This window comes from Pseudomonas sp. ASL4 (assembly GCF_056680395.1).
The window spans coordinates 3,392,007-3,412,969 of the sequence record NZ_CM155280.1; the positions used below are offsets into that span (position 1 = coordinate 3,392,007).

The window sequence follows — 20,963 nt, forward strand, 5'->3', positions numbered from 1 at the left end:
CGGACGTTTCGGTCCGCCGTGAAGTCGTGCATCAAACGGTAGGAATATCGTCGAGGTATTTCTCGGCGTCCAGCGCGGCCATGCAGCCAGCCCCGGCAGACGTCACAGCCTGGCGGTAAACATGATCGGCCACATCGCCGGCGGCGAACACACCTTCGATGTCGGTGGCGGTGGCATCGCCTTCGTTGCCACCCTTGATCAGCAGGTAGCCGTCACGCATTTTCAGTTGGCCCTGGAACAGGTCGGTGTTGGGCTTGTGGCCGATGGCAATGAACACGCCGGTCAACGGCAGTTCGCGGGTTTCGCCAGTGTTGCTGTCACGCAGGCGGGCGCCAGTTACGCCGCTGGCATCGCCCAACACTTCATCAAGATTCTGATTCCAGTGCAGGCGGATATTGCCGTTGGCGGCTTTTTCGAACAGCTTGTCCTGAAGGATCTTCTCCGAGCGCAGCTTGTCACGACGGTGCACCAGGTGGACTTCCTTGGCGATGTTCGACAGGTATAACGCCTCCTCAACCGCCGTGTTGCCGCCGCCGACCACGGCGACTACCTGATTGCGGTAGAAGAAACCGTCGCACGTCGCACAGGCGGAAACGCCCTTGCCGGCAAAGGCTTCTTCCGACGGCAGCCCCAGGTACTGGGCCGAGGCGCCGGTGGCGATAATCAACGCGTCGCAGGTGTAGGTGCCGCTGTCGCCGATGAGTTCAAAAGGGCGCTGTTGCAACTTGGCGGTGTGGATGTGGTCGTAAACGATCTCTGTGTCAAAGCGCTCGGCGTGTTTTTGCATGCGTTCCATCAGCACCGGGCCAGTGAGGCCTTCGACGTCGCCAGGCCAGTTGTCGACTTCGACGGTGGTGGTGAGTTGGCCACCGGCCTGTATGCCGGTAATGACGACGGGTTTGAGGTTGGCGCGGGCGGCATAAACGGCGGCGCTGTAACCGGCAGGGCCAGAACCCAGAATGATCAGGCGTGAATGCTTGGCTTCGCTCATAAAAACACCTCATAAGCCTTTGTCACAAAAGAGAATGCATGCTCAAATTGAACCGTGTGTCATGTGCTTTTGGCTATGCTACACCCAAGGGTCTGAAGCATGGCATCGGGCGAACAAACCCGTACAATGCCGGCTTGTAACAGCGCTTGTATCAAAAAAGCTGTGCATGCCCTGTTTTGAAACACCGGGGTGCAGTGTTAAAAGTAGTCCCAGTTGCGCCTGTTAACTTTTTTACCTGCCTGGATTGGGCAGTTTTTATAGTCATTCAACAGATGGACGCGCCATTGGCGCAGGAATAGAAGCGTTTTGAAGAAATCCACCGCAGCACCTAAACCAGCCGTCGTTCCGCTCTGGCGCCAGCATTTGCACTACCGACTCAAGGAAGGTGCGCTGATCGCCATCGGTGCCTTGTGCCTGTTCCTGATGATGGCCTTGTTGACCTATGGCAAGGACGATCCGGGCTGGAGCCACAACAGCAAGATCGACGATGTGCAGAACTTCGGCGGGCCGGTTGGCTCCTACAGTGCCGATATCCTGTTCATGGTGCTCGGTTACTTCGCCTACATCTTCCCGCTGTTACTGGCGGTCAAGATCTACCAGATCTTCCGTCAACGTCACGAACCGTGGCAGTGGAGCGGTTGGCTGTTCTCCTGGCGCCTGATCGGTTTGGTCTTCCTGGTGCTGTCGGGCGCGGCCCTGGCCCACATCCATTTCCATGCAGCGACCGGCTTGCCGGCTGGCGCTGGCGGCGCGTTGGGCGAAAGCCTTGGCGACCTGGCCAAAAATGCCCTGAACATCCAGGGCAGCACGCTGCTGTTCATCGCGCTGTTCCTGTTCGGCCTGACGGTGTTCACCGACCTGTCGTGGTTCAAGGTGATGGACGTCACGGGCAAAATTACACTCGACTTGTTTGAACTGTTCCAAGGCGCGGCTAATCGCTGGTGGTCTGCGCGTACCGAACGCAAGCAACTGGTCGCCCAGTTGCGTGAAGTCGATGACCGCGTCCACGACGTGGTGGCGCCGACCGTCACCGACAAGCGCGAGCAGGCCAAGGTCAAGGAACGCCTGATCGAACGCGAGCAGGCGCTGAGCAAGCACATGTCCGAACGCGAGAAACAGGTGCCGCCGGTCATCGCCCCGGCTCCGATCAAGGCGCCCGAGCCAAGCAAGCGCGTACAGAAAGAGAAACAGGCGCCGTTGTTCGTCGACAGCGCCGTGGAAGGCACCTTGCCGCCGATCTCGATTCTCGATCCGGCGGAAAAGAAACAACTCAATTACTCGCCTGAATCCCTGGCTGCGGTTGGCCACTTGCTGGAAATCAAGCTCAAGGAGTTCGGCGTCGAAGTCACCGTGGATTCGATTCACCCAGGCCCGGTGATTACCCGTTACGAAATCCAGCCGGCAGCCGGCGTCAAGGTCAGCCGCATTTCCAACCTGGCCAAAGACCTGGCGCGTTCGCTGGCTGTAACCAGTGTGCGGGTGGTTGAAGTGATTCCGGGCAAGACCACGGTCGGTATCGAGATTCCTAACGAAGACCGGCAGATCGTGCGCTTCTCCGAAGTGCTGTCGTCGCCCGAATACGACAACTTCAAATCCCCGGTGACCCTGGCCCTCGGCCACGACATTGGCGGCAAGCCGGTCATCACTGACCTGGCGAAAATGCCTCACTTGCTGGTGGCCGGTACCACCGGTTCCGGTAAGTCGGTGGGTGTGAACGCGATGATCCTGTCGATCCTGTTCAAGTCCGGCCCGGAAGACGCCAAGCTGATCATGATTGACCCGAAAATGCTTGAGCTGTCGATCTACGAAGGCATTCCGCACTTGCTCTGCCCCGTGGTCACCGACATGAAGGACGCGGCCAACGCCCTGCGCTGGAGCGTGGCGGAGATGGAGCGTCGCTACAAACTGATGGCGAAGATGGGTGTGCGTAACCTGTCGGGCTTCAACCAGAAGGTCAAGGATGCCGAGGAAGCTGGCACGCCGCTGGCCGACCCGCTGTACAAGCGTGAAAGCATCCACGACGAAGCGCCGCTGCTGCACAAGTTGCCGACCATCGTCGTGGTGGTGGACGAATTCGCCGACATGATGATGATCGTCGGCAAAAAGGTTGAAGAACTGATCGCCCGTATCGCCCAGAAGGCCCGTGCGGCCGGGATCCACTTGATCCTTGCGACCCAGCGTCCGTCGGTTGACGTGATCACCGGTCTGATCAAGGCCAACATTCCGACCCGTATGGCGTTCCAGGTATCGAGCAAGATCGATTCCCGGACCATCATCGACCAGGGCGGTGCCGAGCAACTGCTGGGCCACGGTGACATGCTCTACATGCCGCCAGGCACCAGCCTGCCTATCCGTGTCCATGGCGCGTTCGTCTCCGATGAGGAGGTTCACCGGGTGGTCGAGGCCTGGAAACTGCGCGGGGCACCGGAATACAACGACGAGATCCTGGCCGGTGTCGAAGAGCCCGGTAGTGGTTTTGAAGGCGGCAGCGGTGGCGATGATGACAGTGAATCCGATGCGCTCTACGACGAAGCCGTGCAGTTCGTGCTGGAAAGTCGTCGGGCGTCGATTTCGGCGGTTCAGCGCAAGCTGAAAATCGGCTACAACCGCGCCGCGCGCATGATCGAGGCCATGGAAATGGCCGGGGTCGTGACGTCCATGAACACCAACGGTTCGCGCGAAGTCCTGGCCCCTGGCCCGGTGCGCGACTGATTTGAATTGAAAAGGGTGGCGCAATGACGCGCCTCCGCAACTCCCACGAATATCAAGAGGACTCCCATGCGTCTTATCCGCATGCTGTTGCTGCCGGTTCTGGCTTTGACCACACTCTCGGCCCACGCCGATGACAAGGACGTGGCGCGTCTGACCCAATTGCTCGAAACATCCAAGACCCTGACCGCACACTTCTCCCAGTTGACCCTCGATGGCAGCGGCACCCAGTTGCAGGAAACCGCCGGTGACATGTCGCTGCAGCGTCCGGGCCTGTTCTACTGGCACACCAATGCGCCGGCTGAACAAACCATGGTTTCCGACGGCAAGAAGGTCACCCTGTGGGACCCGGACCTGGAACAGGTCACCATCAAGAACCTCGACCTGCGCCTGACCCAGACCCCGGCGCTGCTGTTGTCCGGTGACGTGTCCAAGATCAGCCAGAGCTTCGATATCAGTGCCAAGGAAGCCGGCGGCGTGATCGACTTCACCCTGAAGCCGAAAACCAAGGACACCCTGTTCGACAGCCTGCGCCTGTCGTTCCGCAATGGCCTGGTCAATGACATGCAACTGATCGACAGCGTCGGCCAGCGAACCAATATCCTGTTCACCGGCGTGAAGGCCAACGAGCCGATCCCGGCGTCCAAGTTCAAGTTCGACATCCCTAAAGGGGCGGACGTGATCCAGGAATAAACAACAGGACCTGTGGGAGCGGGCTTGTGTGGCGAGGGGGCTTGCCCCCGTTGGGTTGCGAAGCGGCCCTAAAACCTGCATCCGCGGTTTTTCAAAAAACACCGCATGCGATGGTTTTACGACTGCTTCGCAGTCGAGCGGGGGCAAGCCCCCTCGCCACAGGTAAGTCGCTCTTGTCACAGGATTTTCGCCAGACTTGAGAGCAATGTCATAAAGCGAGGTTTGAACCTTACGTGATGGACCTGTTTCGCAGTGCCCCGATTGCTCAGCCCTTGGCCGCCCGTTTGCGTGCGGCCAATCTGGATGAGTACGTCGGTCAGGAACACCTGCTCGCTCGCGGCAAGCCTTTGCGCGAAGCCCTGGAGCAGGGTGCCCTGCATTCGATGATCTTTTGGGGCCCGCCGGGGGTAGGTAAAACCACCCTGGCGCGGTTGCTGGCGGAAGTCTCGGATGCGCACTTCGAAACGGTTTCGGCGGTGCTTGCCGGTGTGAAGGAAATCCGTCAGGCGGTGGAAATCGCCAAGCAGCAGGCCGGGCAGTACGGCAAGCGCACGATCCTGTTTGTCGATGAAGTACACCGTTTCAACAAATCCCAGCAGGACGCCTTTCTGCCGTATGTGGAAGACGGCACGCTGATTTTCATCGGTGCGACCACCGAAAACCCGTCCTTCGAACTCAACAACGCCTTGCTCTCCCGGGCTCGTGTTTACGTGCTCAAAAGCCTCGACGAGGCCGCGCTGCGCAAACTGGTGCACCGTGCACTCACTGAAGAACGTGGCCTGGGCAAGCGGCAACTGACCCTCAGCGATGAAGGCTTTCAGATGTTGCTGTCCGCTGCTGATGGCGATGGCCGACGCCTGCTCAACCTGCTGGAAAATGCCTCGGACCTGGCCGAAGACAACAGCGAGATCGGCGTCGATCTGCTGCAAAGTCTGCTCGGCGATACCCGTCGGCGTTTCGACAAGGGCGGCGAAGCCTTCTACGACCAGATTTCCGCGCTGCATAAATCCGTACGTGGCTCCAACCCCGACGGCGCGCTGTACTGGTTTGCCCGCATGATCGACGGCGGTTGCGATCCGTTGTACCTGGCCCGGCGCGTGGTGCGCATGGCCAGCGAAGACATCGGCAACGCCGACCCTCGCGCCCTGAGCCTGTGTCTGGCGGCGTGGGAAGTGCAGGAACGGCTCGGCAGCCCGGAAGGCGAGTTGGCGGTGGCCCAGGCCATCACCTATCTGGCTTGCGCGCCGAAAAGCAACGCGGTGTACATGGGGTTCAAAGCCGCGCTGCGCAGCGCCGCCGAACACGGTTCCCTTGAAGTGCCGCTGCACCTGCGCAACGCACCGACCAAGCTGATGAAGCAATTGGGTTACGGCGATGAATACCGTTATGCCCATGATGAGCCGGACGCCTACGCCGCTGGTGAAGACTACTTCCCGGAAGAGCTCGACCCGCAACCGTTCTATCAACCGGTGCCGCGAGGCCTGGAACTGAAAATCGGCGAAAAGCTTAACCACCTCGCCCAACTTGACCGACTCAGCCCCCGGCAGCGGAGAAAATAGTGATTCGAACGATTCTTGCGGTGTCCGTGGCCGGTATCGCTGGTACATTACTGCGTTTCGCAACCAGCACTTGGGTCAGCGCCAATTGGCCGCGGCATTTTTATGCGGCGACCCTGGCCGTCAATCTGGTGGGCTGCCTGATTATCGGTTTGCTGTATGGGCTGTTTCTGACGCGCCCGGAAGTACCAATCGAAATCCGCGCCGGCCTGATCGTCGGTTTTGTGGGCGGTCTGACGACTTTTTCATCCTTTTCTCTGGATACGTTGCGCTTGCTGGAAAGCGGGCAGGCACCGATAGCCTTCGGTTATCTGGCCATCAGCGTATTCGGCGGGCTGCTCGCCACCTGGGCCGGCCTGTCCCTGACCAAACTTTGATAACGAGAGACCGACATGCTCGATTCCAAACTGTTACGTAGCAACCTTCAGGACGTAGCGGACCGCCTGGCATCCCGTGGCTTTGTGCTGGATGTTGCGCGCATCGAAGCGCTGGAAGAACAGCGCAAGACCGTCCAGACCCGCACTGAAGCACTGCAGGCTGAACGTAATGCGCGCTCCAAATCCATCGGTCAGGCCAAACAACGCGGTGAAGACATCGCGCCGTTGATGGCTGACGTCGAGCGCATGGCCAGCGAGTTGAGCGCCGGCAAGGTTGAACTGGACCAGATCCAGACCGACCTGGATTCGATCCTGCTCGGCATCCCGAACCTGCCGCACGAATCCGTGCCGATCGGCGCTGACGAAGACGGCAACGTCGAAGTGCGCCGCTGGGGCACCCCGACCGCGTTCGATTTCCCGGTTCAGGACCACGTGGCCCTGGGCGAGAAGTTCGGCTGGCTGGACTTCGAAACTGCCGCCAAGCTGTCCGGCGCGCGTTTCGCCCTGTTGCGCGGCCCGATCGCTCGCCTGCACCGCGCCCTCGCGCAGTTCATGATCAACCTGCACACCACCGAACACGGTTACGAAGAGGCCTACACGCCTTACCTGGTTCAAGCGCCGGCCTTGCAAGGCACCGGCCAGTTGCCGAAGTTCGAAGAAGACCTGTTCAAGATCACTCGCGAAGGCGAAGCCGATCTGTACCTGATCCCGACGGCTGAAGTGTCGCTGACCAACATCGTCGCTGGCGAAATCCTCGATTCGAAACTGCTGCCGATCAAGTTCGTTGCCCACACGCCGTGCTTTCGCAGCGAAGCCGGCGCGTCGGGTCGTGACACTCGCGGCATGATCCGCCAGCACCAGTTCGACAAGGTCGAAATGGTCCAGATCGTTGAGCCATCGACCTCGATGGAGGCGCTGGAAGGCCTGACCGCCAACGCGGAGAAAGTCCTGCAATTGCTGGAACTGCCGTATCGCACTCTGGCGCTGTGCACTGGCGACATGGGCTTCAGCGCGGTCAAGACTTACGACCTGGAAGTGTGGATTCCGAGCCAGGACAAGTACCGTGAAATTTCGTCGTGCTCCAACTGCGGCGATTTCCAGGCCCGTCGTATGCAAGCGCGCTTCCGTAACCCGGAAACCGGCAAGCCTGAACTGGTTCACACCCTGAACGGTTCCGGCCTGGCGGTCGGTCGTACTTTGGTCGCCGTGCTGGAAAACTACCAGCAGGCCGACGGTTCGATCCGTGTGCCGGCCGTACTGAAGCCGTACATGGGTGGCCTTGAGGTCATCGGCTAAATGGACTATCTGCCGCTGTTTCATAATCTGCGCGGCAGTCGTGTGTTGGTCGTCGGCGGCGGGGAGATTGCCTTGCGCAAATCCCGCCTGCTGGCCGAAGCCGGTGCGCTGCTGCGGGTGGTCGCACCTGAAATCGAACCGCAATTGCGCGAGCTGGTTGTCGGTAGCGGTGGCGAGTGCCTGGTGCGTGGCTACGTCGAGGCGGACCTGGACGGTTGCGGGCTGATCATTGCCGCCACCGACGACGAGCCGCTGAATGCGCAAGTCTCCGCCGACGCTCATCGGCGTTGCGTGCCGGTCAACGTAGTGGATGCGCCCGCCCTGTGCAGCGTGATTTTCCCGGCGATTGTCGACCGTTCCCCGCTGATCGTTGCCATCTCCAGCGGCGGCGATGCGCCGGTGCTGGCGCGGCTGATCCGGGCCAAAATCGAAACCTGGATTCCTTCCACCTACGGTCAACTGGCCGGCCTGGCGGCGCGCTTTCGTACTCAGGTCAAAAACCTGCTTCCGGATGTGCAGCAGCGTCGGTCGTTCTGGGAGGATGTTTTCCAGGGCCCGATTGCCGATCGGCAACTGGCCGGGCAGGGCGCTGAAGCCGAGCGCTTGCTGCTGGCGAAAATCGCTGGCGAGCCGCCGAAAAAAACCGGTGAAGTGTATTTGGTCGGCGCCGGGCCGGGCGATCCGGACCTACTGACCTTCCGTGCGTTGCGGCTGATGCAGCAAGCCGATGTGGTGCTCTACGACCGGCTGGTCGCGCCGGCAATTCTGGATTTGTGTCGTCGCGATGCTGAGCGGGTTTACGTCGGCAAGCGTCGCGCCGATCACGCTGTGCCGCAGGATCAGATCAACCAGCAATTGGTGGATCTGGCCAAGGCTGGCAAGCGCGTGGTGCGGCTCAAGGGGGGTGATCCGTTCATCTTCGGTCGTGGCGGTGAAGAGATCGAAGAACTGGCGGCCCATGGCATTCCGTTCCAGGTCGTGCCGGGCATTACGGCGGCTAGCGGTTGCGCGGCGTATGCCGGGATTCCGCTGACTCACCGTGATTACGCGCAGTCGGTGCGGTTCGTCACCGGCCACCTGAAGGATGGTTCCACCGATTTGCCGTGGGCCGACCTGGTCGCCCCGGCGCAAACCCTGGTGTTTTACATGGGGCTGGTGGGCTTGCCGATCATCTGCGAGCAGTTGATCAAGCATGGTCGCGGGGCGGATACCCCGGCGGCGTTGATTCAGCAGGGCACCACGGTCAATCAGCGGGTGTTTACCGGTACGTTGGCTGATTTGCCACGACTGGTGGCGGAGCATGAAGTGCATGCGCCGACATTGGTGATTGTTGGGGAAGTGGTGCAATTGCGCGAGAAACTGGCGTGGTTCGAGGGGGCTCAGGCGCAAGTCTGATTTCTGCGTCGCCTGTTGGAAAAAGATCGCAGCCTTCGGCAGCTCCTACAGGGTTACGCAATCCCATGTAGGAGCTGCCGAAGGCTGCGATCTTTTGATCTTAACGCTTCTGCCAAACCCCTTTCCCACTCAACCGCGCCCGATCATGCGCCGCGGTAAAGTCCTGCGCCGGCCCTTTCGGCACAATCCCCGTCGGGTTAATGGTCTTGTGGCTGCCGTAGTAGTGATGCTTGATGTGCTCAAAATCCACCGTCTCGGCAATCCCTGGCCACTGATACATTTCCCGCAACCAGTTCGACAGGTTCGGATAATCGACAATCCGTCGCAGGTTGCACTTGAAGTGCCCGTAATACACCGCATCGAAGCGGATCAGCGTGGTGAACAACCGAATGTCCGCTTCCGTCAGGTATTCACCGACCAGGTAGCGGTTCTTGTCTAACAGCAGCTCCAGCCGATCCAGCTCGGCAAACACATCATCGAACGCTTCTTCATAAGCGGTCTGCGATGTGGCAAACCCGGCGCGGTACACGCCGTTGTTCACCGCCGGATAAATCCGTTCATTTAACGCATCGATCTCGCCCCGCAGCGGCGCCGGATAGAAATCCAGGTCATTGCCGGTCAGGTCATCGAAGGCGCTGTTGAACATGCGGATGATTTCCGCCGATTCATTGTTGACGATGCGTTTCTGCTGTTTGTCCCAGAGCACCGGCACGGTGACGCGGCCGGTGTAGTTGGCGGTATCGGCGGTGTAGCGTTGGTGCATGAAATTGAAGTGATCGAGTTTGTCGCCGGTGGAGCCGAGGTTCTGGTCGAAGGTCCAGCCGTTTTCCAGCATCAGCCAACTGACCACCGACACATCGATCAGGTTGTCGAGGCCTTTGAGTTTGCGCAGGATCAGCGTGCGATGGGCCCACGGGCAAGCCAGGGACACATAAAGGTGATAGCGACCGGCTTCGGCCGCAAAGCCACCGACACCGGACGGGCCTGGCTTGCCGTCGGCGGTCAGCCAGTTGCGGCGCTGCGCTTGTTCACGTTGGAACGCGCCGTCCTTGCTGCTTTCATACCACTGGTCTTGCCAGTGGCCTTCAACTAACAAACCCATGTTCAAGACTCCTTAACCAATAAGCGTTGGAGAGGAGTCTATGCCCATGAGTTCGAACAAAAAGCGCAAAGGTTGGGCAGTTATGATCGGTTAAATCGATTTGTCCCGGGCGTCCCAGTATTGCTGGGCGGTTTCGAAGGCTTGCTCGCGGGTCTGGCCGAGGCCGCGCAAGGCCAGGGCCATGGTCGAAATCAGCGCCATTTGCGGATAGCTGTCGACCACATCGCCACGCCACACGGCCTTCATGTGTTCAGGATCGAGCGTCGCCGGTTTGACGTGGCGCTGTGCCGACAGTTGCGGCCATTCCTCATCCCAGCTTTCGCCGCCGGTGGTGCCGTACAAGTGACTGTCGGCGTCCGGGTTGATCTCTATTTCGCCGCCGTCGCCCTTGACCACAATTGCCGTATCACCGAGCAAGCCGCTGGCATCGCGATGCACGGCTTGGTAGCCGGGGTGGAAAATGCTTTGCAGGCCACAGCGCGCACTCAACGGATTGAGAATCCGCGTGAGGGAGTGGATGGGTGAGCGCAGGCCCAGGGTGTTGCGCAGGTCGATCATGCGCTGAAGTTGTGGCGCCCAATCCACCAACGGCATGAATGCCAGGCCGCCGTTATCCAGCGCTTCGCCGACCTGCTGCCAGTTGCGGCACAAGGGGATTTTCAGTTCTTCCAGCAGTTGCTCGCTGTACAGCCGACCTGCCGTGTGCGCGCCGCCGCCGTGCATAAAAATCCGCACGCCGTTCTGCGCCAGGCACTTGGCCGCCAGCAGATACCACGGCAGATGACGCTTCTTGCCGGCGTAGGTCGGCCAGTCCAGATCGACATTTAAAGCCGGAGCCTTCAAGCGTTCACGAAGGGCTTCGGTAAACCCCGCCATCTCCTCGGCGCTTTCTTCTTTGTGTCGCAACAGCATCAAAAACGCGCCGAGCTGGGTGTCTTCGACCTTGTCGTCCAGAACGAAGCCCATGGCCTGCCGGGCTTCCTCACGAGTCAGGTCGCGGGCGCCGCGTTTGCCTTTGCCGAGGATCCGCACGAACTGAGCGAACGGATGCTCGGCGGGCGTTTCGAGGGTCAGTGCTGGGTAGTCGGTCATAAGCAATTCGTCGGTTTGGGCAGGCCCGCCAGTTTTGCGGCGAGTTTGGCAGGGGTGCCTTTGAACAGTCGGTTCAGGTGCAGGCTGTTGCCTTTTTCCGGGCCGAGTTTCAACGCGGTGTATTTGATCAGCGGGCGTGTGGCCGGGGACAGCTGGAATTCAGCGTAGAAACTGCGCAGCAATTCGAGGATTTCCACATGCTCGGGGCTCAGCTCGAGGTCTTCGGCGGCCGCTAGGGCGCTGGCTACATCCAGGCTCCAGTCGCTCAGATCGACCAGGAAACCATCCTTGTCCAGCTCGATGGCGCGGGCGCCGACGGTCAGGGAGTTCATAGCCAACTGTTGACCTTGTCGTAGTGAATCGACAGTTCGACGAAGGACGGGTAGTCGATGGCTTGGGCCCAATCGGGCACTGGGAGCGCGCGAGCCTGGGCGTCTTCAACCAGTACGAACAGTTTCAGGCCACGAATGCTCAATGCGTTGAACGGCGCGGTACCTGGCTGCAAGGCATAAGCCGCGTCGCCAGACAGCAGCAGCGCGTCGTCAGCGCCGATTACACGCAGGCAACTGGTCAGGCGATCGTCGCCAAACGGGGAATGAGACAACACATGCAGAGTCGACATCAGAGGGTGATCACCTGGTCGTAACGGTCAATAAGGGCGGTGATTTCTTTGGCGGTCAGTGCCTGGACTTCTTCCAGCGACAATGCTGTCGGGTCGAGGCCGCGCTCGGCGGCACTGTCGGCGCAAACAAACAGCTCTTCGACACCAAACATCGGCAACGCTTGCAGGTTGGCGCTCAGGTCTTTTTGCTGCAGGACCTTGGCGTCCTGTTTCGACGCGAGTTGGAAAACCCCGTCATCGAGAAACAGCAGGCCGATCGGCAAGTCGAACGCGCCGCCGGCCAGCACGATGTCCAGCGCTTCCCGCGCGTTCGGCCCGGACCACGGCGCCTGGCGGCTGATCATCAGCAAGGATTTAGGCATGTCACGCGCCTCCAAAACAGATCAGTCGGTCGGCGTCTTGTACTGCGTCATGCAGTTGGCCGAGGCCGGACAATTCCCACGGCGCACCGACTGCCACTGCTTCGCGCTGATAGCGCTTGGCTTCCTCTTCGTTCAACACCCCACGCCGCAGGGCAGCGGCGATGCAGACGACGCCGTCCAGTTGATGCTCGGCAACAAAGGCGCGCCATTGCTTGGGCAAGTCCTGCTCGTCCTGGGGCGTGACGACGCTGCCGGACGCGTTGTAGACGCCGTCCTGATAGAAAAACAGCCGGACAATCTCATGCCCGCCGGCCAGCGCGGCCTGGGCGAACAGCAAGGCACGGCGCGAGGAGGGCGCATGGGCGGCGGAAAACAGCGCGATGGCGAACTTCATGACGGACTCGATCAGCAAAACTGCGGCCATGATAAAGCTTTATCGGCGGGGCGGCGAAGGGCGATTAGCCGTGGACCGAGGTGCTGCCATCGCGAGCAAGCTCGCTCCCACATTCGATCTGCGTCTAGCCACGGTTTAGTGATCAACACAACACCCTGTAGGAGCTGCCGAAGGCTCGGGCCGCGTTCGGCAGCTCCTACAGGGATCGGGGGCAACCGGTGTTCAGCGCGGCATGTAACCCAACTGCCAGCGCCGGGGAATCTTCAGCGACAGCAACCCCACCGCCCCGGCCAGCAGGCCGCTGACAAACAGGGACTTGAGCCCGAGGTGGTGTTCCAGCACCGCGCCGAGGATCGCGCCGGCAAACATGCCGCTCCAGGGAATCAACTGCACCCGCCAGCCATTGCGCCGCTCGCCGAGCATCCAGCGTCCCAGGCCACGGCCGAAGCGCGACAGGGCGCCGGTGACGTAGGTCAGGCCGACCGGCAGTCCGTTCACTTCTTCCACCGCAGCATTGAGCATGCCCATGGAGATGATCGCTGCCAGCAGCGCCGGCAGTTGCTCGTCATAGGGCCACGCGGCAGCACCGCAGAGCAGGGTGGCGATACACAGAAGCAAAGGCAGCGCCCGACGTCCGCCAAGTCGGCTGACGACAATGCCCAAGGCATTGCCGACGATAAACGTAGCCACGAGGATCAACAAACGCACGGTCAGGCCGAGGTCACCATCGCTGATGGCCACGGCGAGACGAGTGGTGTTACCGCTCATGAAGGACACGAAGTCGCCGCTGGCCATGAAGCCAATGGCGTCGGTCATGCCGGCGAGTACTGAAAGTGTAGCCACCAGCGACATGCCGATGCGTCCGCGCCATTTCTGGATATGCAGATGGCCAGGGCTGGCGCGGTGAGTGGAGGCAGATGGCAGCATTGGCGCAGGTCTTCCTCAGGCAGCGACAGAGACGGTCACTTACTCAACCCATATAACTCGCAATACTCCAGCCAGTCCATGCCGGCCATCTCGGCCACTTCCTTGTGCACTTCCAGACGCTGGGTCTGGTAGTCCTCGGCAGTGGGTGCGGTCAGTTGCAGGGTCAGCTCCCAGGCAAACAATCCCAGGCGCTCGGCCTCGGCTTCGAAGGCTTCGTGCAAGCGCTCGTCGCGGTACTCGGCCGCAGTTTCACCCTTGGCCTGGGCGAGCAACGGGTTGAGGTTGTCGAGCTCGTGACGCAGTTCCGGGCGCTCATCGAGAAACTTCTTCAGCGCCTGCTCGTGTTGCTGTTCGGTGGCTGCCATGGTCGCTCCTTGAACGTCAGGTTACGAAGACTGCTTCTTGGCTTTGGCCGCTGCGGCCAGGCACTCGAGGGCGAACTGCTCGGGGTAGGTCATCTGGATCGGCGTGGTTTCGCCTTTGACGGTTCTTTCGCCATCAAGGATGTAACGAATCCGCTTGTCGGTAACGCCGATTCGCTTGGCGATCCAGGACGGTGTCTGACCGATCTGGCTGATCAGCTTGTCGGCATATTCGGCGGTTGGTTTGTAAAATTCGGCGTTGGGTGTCATGTGGCTTTCCAGAAAAAAGAGGTGATGCGCTGTTAATTGCGCGACAGGGTGCGCGAATCGTCACGCGGTGTCGCGGTATAAATGAAGTAAAGCAGAACGATACGCCGCGCCACGGTGATACAGTCCGCTTTTTCTTGATGAGCGAACACAATGCGAATTCTGATGGTGGCGCTGGCCGCAACCCTGCTGGCGGGATGCGCGGGCTCGGTGATGGATGACTCCCGCACCAAATCCCCGACCAAGGTCCTGAACTCGGACAAACCGGAAAAAGTCGTTGCCCAATGCGTGCAATTCGCCTGGCAGGACGAGGCGGTGTTCGGGATTGATGCCGGGGCTTACCTGCAACCGGGCCGCAAGGGCGGTTCTACGGTCTACACCCGTTCGGCGGAATCGTTTGTGGACTTGTCCAGCAATGCGTCCGGCACGGTGCTGAGTTACTACGCGCAGCACGATGATTTCGTGGCCAAGCGCCGATTGGCGGCGTTGGCGACCTGTTTGTAATTGATGACCTGATGCATTTCCCACAGGGTTTTGCGATTTAGTCGATATTCATCAGGCGTTTCTGTAAGAAGAAGCGCTGGTGCCCCGGCGGATAGTCCGCGATGTGGCCCAATTCGCTATAACCGAGCTTCTTGTAAAACGCTGGCGCCTGGAAGTCGAAGGTGTCGAGCCAGATCCCCACGCATTCCTTCTCTCGGGCCAGCTCTTCGGCCATGTTCATCAGCCTGGAGCCCATGCCCTGTCCCCGGGCCTGTTCCGGTACCGACAGTAATTCGATGAACAACCATTGGTAAAACACCCGGCCGTAGAGCCCGCCGAGAATCTCGCCGTGGTCGTCGCGCACCAGTAAGGCGAACGGTTGCGGGTTGGCTGGCCCGGCTTGCGCCGCGTTATAGGCGCGCAACGGTGCAAGGATGGCCTCGCGCTCTTCGTTGGTGGGGTTTGGCGACCATTCGACGTGCAACGTCATGGGCTACATCCTTATGGCTATGAAGTGAGAACGCCCAAGCCTATCCCGAAAAGCGACCGGCGTTCCATCCACCGGGAGGAACCGCCGCTTGCACGCAGATGTCTAGCCTCAAGAGCGTCAACTCAAAACGCGGCCATGAGGATAGCCAATGAACATTTTCGAAGCCTTGCGCGAAAGCCACGACCGCCAGCGCAGCTATGCCGACGCGCTGATCCAGACCAGCGGTGACACCCCGGAACGGACCGAGGCCTACAAACGGCTTAAATCCGAGCTCCAGGCCCACGAAACCGCGGAAGAACGGTATTTCTACATTCCGCTGATGGAGTTCGACAACGGAGTCGATCTGAGCCGTCATGCCATTTCCGAACACCATGAAATGGACGAAATGATGGAGACGCTGGATGAGACACAGATGTCTGATCCGACGTGGCTGGTGACGGCGAAAAAGTTGTCCGAAAAGGTCCATCACCACCTCAAGGAAGAAGAGCAGAAGTTCTTCCAGATGGCCGGCAAACTGCTTGATGAAAAACAGAAAGAATCCCTGGCCGGCCAATATGAGAAGGAATACAAGGCTCAACTTTCCTGAGCTGGCTTCCTGAGATGAGAACGGTTCCGATTGCTACCTTGCGGTGTAATCCTTCTGCTACACAGGTTGTAGGACTTGGCACAATGTACTGGTTATATATCCAGTATTTGCGAGCGATTGCCCAAGCAAACATCACTCGGGGCGGGAAATCGGCCGGTGGACAAAAAAAGCAGCTCCGTTAGGTTGAAGGCCTCTCCTCAGGAAGGAGAGTTCTTAAATCAATGGAGTGAAAAAATGAACAAACCACAGACCCAATCACAACTGCGACACGGTCGTGTCACATCCCCTTCCAGCCGCGGCGCGGTGGCCGTCGAGCAGGGGCTGCTGGGTAACTGGCAGGTCAATGAAATGGAAGGTGGCAAGAACTTCCCGTCGTTGGTCGCCGGCCCGTTCCCGGCACCGTATCAAACCGACACGGCCAGCGACGTGCCACCTGCCGACGGTTATATCCTCAGTGGCGGCAAGGTCGACGCCCGTGACTGCATCAACTTCACCAACGAGGAACTGAGCAAAAAGCTCAACCGTCCGTTCGCCTGGCCACTGCTGAATGTCGAGCCGGGCCAGACCTTCAAAGTCACCTGGGAATACACCGCTCCCCACGTCACTCGTGGCTACAGCTGGTTTATCACCAAGGATGGCTGGGACCCGAAACAGCGCATCAGCCGTGCGCAACTGGAGCCGAAATCGTTTTTCGACGACTTCTACACCCAGGTTCCGTACTACAGCCATTCCGAAGAAATGAAGGCCAAGGTCAACCACGAAGTGAAATTGCCGGGCAATAAAAGCGGCCATCACGTGATCGTGCTGGTGTGGATCGTGGCCAACACCGGCAACGCCTTCTATCAAGCGTTCGACGTGGACTTCAAGTAAGCCGACAGCGTTAACCCCCACACGTTCTGAAGGAATAGAACATGTCAAAGATCGACTTTACGTTAATGAAATCTCAACTGAGCGACGCTGCTTCGTTGATGCCGAGCATTGCCGGCAAAAAAATCCTGATGGGCTTCTGGCATAACTGGCCCGCCGGGCCGAGTGACGGTTACCAGCGTGGCCAATTTGCCAACATCGCGCTGCAGGACGTGCCCAAGGATTACAACGTGGTGGCCGTGGCCTTCATGAAGGGTAATGGCATTCCGACCTTCAAACCGTACAACCTGTCCGACGCCGAGTTCCGGCGCCAGGTCGGCGTGCTGAACAGCCAGGGTAGGGTGGTACTGATTTCCCTCGGCGGTGCCGATGCGCACATTGAGTTGCACAAAGGCAACGAACAGCCACTGGCCAACGAAATCATCCGGCTGGTGGAAACCTACGGCTTCGATGGGTTGGACATCGATCTTGAACAAAGCGCGATTGATTTCGCCGACAACAAGACCGTCCTGCCCGCCGCGCTGAAACTGGTCAAAGACCATTACGCCGGTGAAGGCAAACACTTCATCATCAGCATGGCGCCGGAATTCCCGTACCTGACCACCGCCGGCAAATATGTCGGCTATATCCAGGCCCTGGAAGGTTATTACGACTTCATCGCCCCGCAGTATTACAATCAGGGCGGTGACGGGGTTTGGGTGCAGGAAGCCAATAACGGCGCTGGCGCGTGGATTGCCCAAAACAACGACGCGATGAAAGAGGACTTCCTGTTTTACCTGACCGAAAGTCTGGTGAGCGGTACTCGCGGGTTCACCAAAATCCCGGCGGACAAGTTCGTGATCGGCTTGCCGACCAACGTCGATGCCGCGGCCACGGGTTACGTGATCGACCCGGCGGCAGTGGTGAATGCCTTCAAGCGTCTCGACGCCAAAGGGCTTTCGATCAAAGGCCTGATGACCTGGTCGGTGAACTGGGATAACGGGGTCAACAAAGACCACGTGCCGTACAACTGGGAGTTCAGCCGTCGCTACGGGCCGTTGATCAACGGCAAGCGGCTTTCTACCCACGAGGAAGAGCACGCGGCGCCTGAAGTCGCCAGCCAACCGTAAAAAGAAGCCCGGCAGAGATGCCGGGCTTTTTGGTTTTCGCCTACCATGGGGGCTCTTCTGACAAAAAAAGGATGCGGTGTCATGGCAAATACAGCCGATAGGGTCAACATCATCGAATCACAGGTGTTGTCCCACGACTGGTACCTGCTGAAGAAAATCACCTTCGACTACCAGCGCAATAACGGCGAGTGGCAGCGCCAGACCCGTGAGGTCTATGACCGTGGCAATGGTGCGGCGATTCTGCTGTTTAACCGCGAGAAAAGAACTGTCGTGCTGACACGTCAGTTTCGGCTGCCGGTTTTCGTCAACGGCCACGATGGTTTGCTGATTGAAGTGGCGGCGGGGTTGCTCGAAGGCGCGGCACCTGAAGAGCGCATCCGCGCTGAAGCCGAAGAGGAAACCGGCTATCGCGTTCACCACGTGCAAAAGGTCTTCGAGTCCTACATGAGCCCCGGCTCAGTCACCGAAAAACTGCACTTCTTCATCGCCGAATATGACGCAGCATCGAAAGTCAGCGATGGCGGTGGGCTGGAAGACGAGACTGAAGAGCTTGAAGTACTGGAGTGGAAGTTCGACGAGGCGCTTGAGGCGTTTTATCGCGGCGAGATCTGCGATGCGAAGACCATCATGCTGTTGCAGTATGCGGCGATGAAAAACCTCTTCGCCCAATCCTGAAACTGACGCGGTCCAGTGTGGCGAGCGAGCTTGCTCCGGGCGGCGATCCGACGCTGGGCTGCGAAGCGGCCTATACCAAGGATTTTTGCCAGCGCTGCGCACTGGAGCGGGAGCAAGCTCCCTCGCCACAAAGATCGATTTGTCAAAACAGATCGCCCGTTCTGCTGGCCGCTCCCGACCACTCACATCCTTCCAGCGTCAACAATCGCTCCTTCGCCTCAAGCCCCCCGGCAAACCCCGTCAACTTCCCCGACGCCCCAATCACCCGATGACACGGCGCGACAATCGAGATCGGGTTCTTGCCATTCGCCGCACCCACGGCCCGAACTGCACTCGGATTGCCAATCTGTTCGGCAATCTGGCTATAGCTACGGGTCTCGCCAAAGGGAATGGTCAGCAGCGCTTGCCAGACCTTCTTCTGGAACTCGGTCCCGACAAAATCCAGCTCCAGATCGAACTGATTGCGCGTGCCGGCAAAGTATTCCTGCAACTGTTTAACCGCGCGCATCAGGATCGGATTGTCCGCTGCTTCAGTCATCGGCCCGAGCCGTACTCGGTTTGGTTTGTCGTTTTCCCAGAGGATGGCCGCCAGTCTTGAGCCGTTCGCGACCAGCTTCAACTCGCCGACCGGGGAGGGCATGGTGGTGCAGGTGTAGGTCATGCCGGCGGACTCCGAAAAAGGCTGAACAGGCGCTCAGCATACTGCCTGATCAGAGAGGCGCAATACGCAATCCCAGCCATACTGGCTAGTGCTCTTGAAGCGTTCCCTCTGTTTGATACAGAGCCTAAAAACAAAAAAAGAGACCGAATCATGACGTTCGAACCTTTTGCCAAATCGCTGATAGCGACCTCATTGGCGCTCAGTTGCCTCAGTGCTTACGCCGCCTCCGTGGCCCCGGTTGCAGCCGAAAACGGCATGGTGGTCACCGCCCAGCATCTGGCCACTCACGTGGGCGTGGATGAACTCAAGAACGGCGGCAACGCCGTAGATGCCGCCGTCGCGGTCGCCTATGCGCTGGCGGTGGTTTATCCCGCGGCGGGCAACCTGGGCGGCGGTGGTTTCATGACCATTCAACTGGCGGACGGGCGCAAGACCTTCCTCGATTTCCGCGAAAAAGCCCCGCTGGCGGCCACCGCCAACATGTATCTGGACAAGGACGGCAATGTCGTCCCGGACCTGAGCACCCGTGGCCACTTGGCCGTGGGCGTGCCGGGCACTGTGTCCGGCATGGAGCTGGCCCTGAGCAAATACGGCACCAAACCTCGCAAGGAAGTGATCGCCCCGGCGATCAAGTTCGCCGAAGAAGGCTTCGTGCTGGAGCAGGGAGATGTCGATCTGCTGGAAACCGCGACTGACGTGTTCAAGAAGGACATGCGCGATTCGGGTTCGATCTTCCTGAGTAACGGCGAGCCGATGCAAGTCGGGCAGAAGCTGGTGCAAAAAGACCTGGGCAAAACCCTGCGGGAGATCTCCGAGAAGGGCGCCGACGGTTTCTATAAAGGTTGGGTGGCCGACGCGATCGTCACGTCCAGCCAGGCCAACAAAGGCATCATCACCCAGGCCGACCTCGATAAATACAAGACCCGTGAACTGGCCCCGGTGGAGTGCGATTATCGCGGCTACCACGTGGTCTCGGCGCCACCGCCAAGCTCCGGCGGCGTGGTGATTTGCGAGATCATGAACATCCTCGACGGCTACCCGATGAAAGACTTGGGCTACCACTCGGCCCAAGGCATGCATTATCAGATTGAAGCGATGCGCCACGCCTATGTGGACCGCAACAGCTACCTCGGCGACCCGGACTTCGTGAAAAATCCGATCGCCCACCTGCTCGACAAAAACTACGCGACCAAACTGCGCGCCGCCATCGAACCGCAAAAGGCTGGCGTGTCCCGCGAGATCAAACCTGGCGTAGCGCCGCATGAGGGCAGCAACACCACGCACTTCTCCATCGTCGACAAGTGGGGCAACGCGGTGTCGATGACCTACACCCTCAACGACTGGTTCGGCGCCGGCGTCATGGCCAGCAAAACCGGGGTGATCCTCAACGATGAAATGGATGACTTCACTTCGAAAATCGGCGTGCCAAACATGTACGGCCTGGTGCAAGGCGAGGCCAATGCCATCGCGCCCGGCAAGGCGCCGTTGTCGTCGATGAGCCCGACCATCGTCACCAAGGACGGCAAAGTGGTCATGGTCGTCGGCACCCCTGGAGGTAGCCGCATCATCACCGCGACCTTGCTGACCATCCTCAACGTGATCGACTACGGCATGAACATTCAGGAAGCCGTGGATGCGCCGCGTTTCCACCAGCAGTGGTTGCCGGAAGAGACCAACCTGGAGACCTTCACCACCAGTCCGGATACGGTGAAGATCCTCGAAAGTTGGGGGCATAAATTTGCCAAGCCACAGGATGCCAATCATGTGGCGGCGATTCTGGTCGGGGCACCTTCGCTGGGAGGCAAGCCGGTGGGCAAGAATCGCTTCTATGGGGCGAATGATCCACGCAGGAATACCGGGTTGTCGTTGGGTTACTGAGACAGGATCGGAGGCCACCCGAGCCCTCGTCCAGGGTGAGGGTGGTCCTCAAGCCTTATGGAGCGTTGT

23 protein-coding genes and 1 pseudogene are annotated in these 20,963 nt (G+C 59.6%); 12 read left to right on the forward strand and 12 right to left on the reverse strand.

Annotation, left to right across the window (positions count from 1 at the left end; all coding sequences use genetic code 11):
• Positions 1-31: 31 nt before the first annotated feature.
• Positions 32-991 carry a thioredoxin-disulfide reductase gene (gene trxB / locus AC1MEW_RS15225; protein WP_480426797.1) on the reverse strand — a complete coding sequence of 320 codons (960 nt, stop codon included), beginning with the start codon at positions 989-991 and terminating at the stop codon, positions 32-34.
• A gap of 306 nt (positions 992-1,297) precedes the next feature.
• Here trxB and ftsK point away from each other — a divergent pair, with 306 nt between their 5' ends.
• The 6 genes from ftsK (at position 1,298) to cysG (ending at position 9,017) form a co-directional block, all read left to right on the forward strand.
• Positions 1,298-3,703: a DNA translocase FtsK gene (gene ftsK / locus AC1MEW_RS15230; RefSeq protein WP_201204567.1), complete on the forward strand. Its 2,406-nt coding sequence runs from the start codon at positions 1,298-1,300 to the stop codon at positions 3,701-3,703.
• 66 nt (positions 3,704-3,769) lie between these two features.
• Positions 3,770-4,393, forward strand: a complete 624-nt coding sequence (gene lolA / locus AC1MEW_RS15235) for an outer membrane lipoprotein periplasmic chaperone LolA (protein ID WP_201204566.1) — start codon at positions 3,770-3,772, stop codon at positions 4,391-4,393.
• A gap of 236 nt (positions 4,394-4,629) precedes the next feature.
• A complete protein-coding gene (locus AC1MEW_RS15240) occupies positions 4,630-5,952 on the forward strand; it encodes a replication-associated recombination protein A (protein WP_201204565.1) in 1,323 nt (440 codons plus the stop codon).
• Positions 5,952-6,326 carry a fluoride efflux transporter CrcB gene (gene crcB / locus AC1MEW_RS15245; RefSeq protein ID WP_201197133.1) on the forward strand — a complete coding sequence of 125 codons (375 nt, stop codon included), beginning with the start codon at positions 5,952-5,954 and terminating at the stop codon, positions 6,324-6,326. Before AC1MEW_RS15240 ends, crcB begins: the two co-directional genes overlap by 1 nt.
• Positions 6,327-6,341: 15 nt before the next feature.
• Positions 6,342-7,622: a serine--tRNA ligase gene (gene serS, locus AC1MEW_RS15250; protein ID WP_201204564.1), complete on the forward strand. Its 1,281-nt coding sequence runs from the start codon at positions 6,342-6,344 to the stop codon at positions 7,620-7,622.
• Positions 7,623-9,017, forward strand: coding sequence for a siroheme synthase CysG (gene cysG / locus AC1MEW_RS15255; protein WP_323570513.1), 1,395 nt, complete (start codon positions 7,623-7,625; stop codon positions 9,015-9,017).
• A 100-nt stretch (positions 9,018-9,117) separates the two neighbouring features.
• Here cysG and AC1MEW_RS15260 read toward each other — a convergent pair whose 3' ends face one another.
• The 9 genes from AC1MEW_RS15260 to AC1MEW_RS15300 form a co-directional block, all read right to left on the reverse strand.
• Complete coding sequence (locus AC1MEW_RS15260) at positions 9,118-10,119, reverse strand: glutathione S-transferase family protein (protein ID WP_480426801.1); 1,002 nt, start codon at positions 10,117-10,119, stop codon at positions 9,118-9,120.
• A 90-nt stretch (positions 10,120-10,209) separates the two neighbouring features.
• Positions 10,210-11,211, reverse strand: coding sequence for a glycosyl transferase family protein (locus AC1MEW_RS15265; protein ID WP_201204559.1), 1,002 nt, complete (start codon positions 11,209-11,211; stop codon positions 10,210-10,212).
• The gene (locus AC1MEW_RS15270; protein WP_201204558.1) at positions 11,208-11,543 is read right to left on the reverse strand and encodes a TusE/DsrC/DsvC family sulfur relay protein; all 336 of its coding nucleotides are present in this window, start codon (positions 11,541-11,543) and stop codon (positions 11,208-11,210) included. The genes AC1MEW_RS15265 and AC1MEW_RS15270 overlap by 4 nt, the downstream gene beginning before the upstream one ends.
• Positions 11,540-11,833: a sulfurtransferase complex subunit TusB gene (tusB, locus tag AC1MEW_RS15275; RefSeq protein WP_201204557.1), complete on the reverse strand. Its 294-nt coding sequence runs from the start codon at positions 11,831-11,833 to the stop codon at positions 11,540-11,542. Before tusB ends, AC1MEW_RS15270 begins: the two co-directional genes overlap by 4 nt.
• Positions 11,833-12,195: a sulfurtransferase complex subunit TusC gene (gene tusC / locus AC1MEW_RS15280; protein ID WP_201204556.1), complete on the reverse strand. Its 363-nt coding sequence runs from the start codon at positions 12,193-12,195 to the stop codon at positions 11,833-11,835. Before tusC ends, tusB begins: the two co-directional genes overlap by 1 nt.
• A 1-nt stretch (position 12,196) precedes the next feature.
• On the reverse strand, positions 12,197-12,589 hold the full coding sequence (gene tusD, locus AC1MEW_RS15285; RefSeq protein ID WP_201205314.1) for a sulfurtransferase complex subunit TusD: 393 nt from the start codon (positions 12,587-12,589) through the stop codon (positions 12,197-12,199).
• A gap of 222 nt (positions 12,590-12,811) precedes the next feature.
• On the reverse strand, positions 12,812-13,516 hold the full coding sequence (locus AC1MEW_RS15290; protein ID WP_322268994.1) for a YoaK family protein: 705 nt from the start codon (positions 13,514-13,516) through the stop codon (positions 12,812-12,814).
• A 35-nt stretch (positions 13,517-13,551) separates the two neighbouring features.
• On the reverse strand, positions 13,552-13,881 hold the full coding sequence (locus AC1MEW_RS15295) for a DUF6388 family protein (protein WP_201257219.1): 330 nt from the start codon (positions 13,879-13,881) through the stop codon (positions 13,552-13,554).
• Between the two features lie 21 nt (positions 13,882-13,902).
• Entirely contained in the window at positions 13,903-14,148 is a 246-nt protein-coding gene (locus AC1MEW_RS15300; protein WP_054053620.1) for a hypothetical protein, read from the reverse strand.
• A 150-nt stretch (positions 14,149-14,298) separates the two neighbouring features.
• On the opposite strand from AC1MEW_RS15300, the gene AC1MEW_RS15305 reads away from it, so the two are divergent.
• Positions 14,299-14,649, forward strand: a complete 351-nt coding sequence (locus AC1MEW_RS15305; RefSeq protein ID WP_201204553.1) for a hypothetical protein — start codon at positions 14,299-14,301, stop codon at positions 14,647-14,649.
• A 37-nt stretch (positions 14,650-14,686) separates the two neighbouring features.
• On the opposite strand, the gene AC1MEW_RS15310 is transcribed toward AC1MEW_RS15305, so the two are convergent.
• Complete coding sequence (locus AC1MEW_RS15310) at positions 14,687-15,118, reverse strand: GNAT family N-acetyltransferase (protein ID WP_322268993.1); 432 nt, start codon at positions 15,116-15,118, stop codon at positions 14,687-14,689.
• 148 nt (positions 15,119-15,266) lie between these two features.
• Between AC1MEW_RS15310 and AC1MEW_RS15315 the strand changes: the two genes are divergently transcribed.
• The 4 genes and pseudogenes from AC1MEW_RS15315 (at position 15,267) to AC1MEW_RS15330 (ending at position 18,355) form a co-directional block, all read left to right on the forward strand.
• Complete coding sequence (locus AC1MEW_RS15315; RefSeq protein ID WP_201257217.1) at positions 15,267-15,704, forward strand: hemerythrin domain-containing protein; 438 nt, start codon at positions 15,267-15,269, stop codon at positions 15,702-15,704.
• 234 nt (positions 15,705-15,938) lie between these two features.
• The gene (locus AC1MEW_RS15320) at positions 15,939-16,574 is read left to right on the forward strand and encodes a lytic polysaccharide monooxygenase auxiliary activity family 9 protein (RefSeq protein WP_201257216.1); all 636 of its coding nucleotides are present in this window, start codon (positions 15,939-15,941) and stop codon (positions 16,572-16,574) included.
• Between the two features lie 41 nt (positions 16,575-16,615).
• Positions 16,616-17,617: pseudogene (locus AC1MEW_RS15325) on the forward strand (chitinase); the annotation flags it as partial.
• Positions 17,618-17,761: 144 nt separating this feature from the next.
• Positions 17,762-18,355 carry an NUDIX domain-containing protein gene (locus AC1MEW_RS15330; RefSeq protein ID WP_201257215.1) on the forward strand — a complete coding sequence of 198 codons (594 nt, stop codon included), beginning with the start codon at positions 17,762-17,764 and terminating at the stop codon, positions 18,353-18,355.
• Between the two features lie 142 nt (positions 18,356-18,497).
• Here AC1MEW_RS15330 and AC1MEW_RS15335 read toward each other — a convergent pair whose 3' ends face one another.
• Positions 18,498-19,016 (reverse strand): methylated-DNA--[protein]-cysteine S-methyltransferase, encoded by a 519-nt coding sequence (locus AC1MEW_RS15335; protein ID WP_201257214.1) that lies wholly within the window; start codon positions 19,014-19,016, stop codon positions 18,498-18,500.
• Positions 19,017-19,166: 150 nt separating this feature from the next.
• Here AC1MEW_RS15335 and ggt point away from each other — a divergent pair, with 150 nt between their 5' ends.
• Positions 19,167-20,894: a gamma-glutamyltransferase gene (gene ggt / locus AC1MEW_RS15340; protein WP_201204544.1), complete on the forward strand. Its 1,728-nt coding sequence runs from the start codon at positions 19,167-19,169 to the stop codon at positions 20,892-20,894.
• The last annotated feature ends 69 nt before the right edge of the window (positions 20,895-20,963 follow it).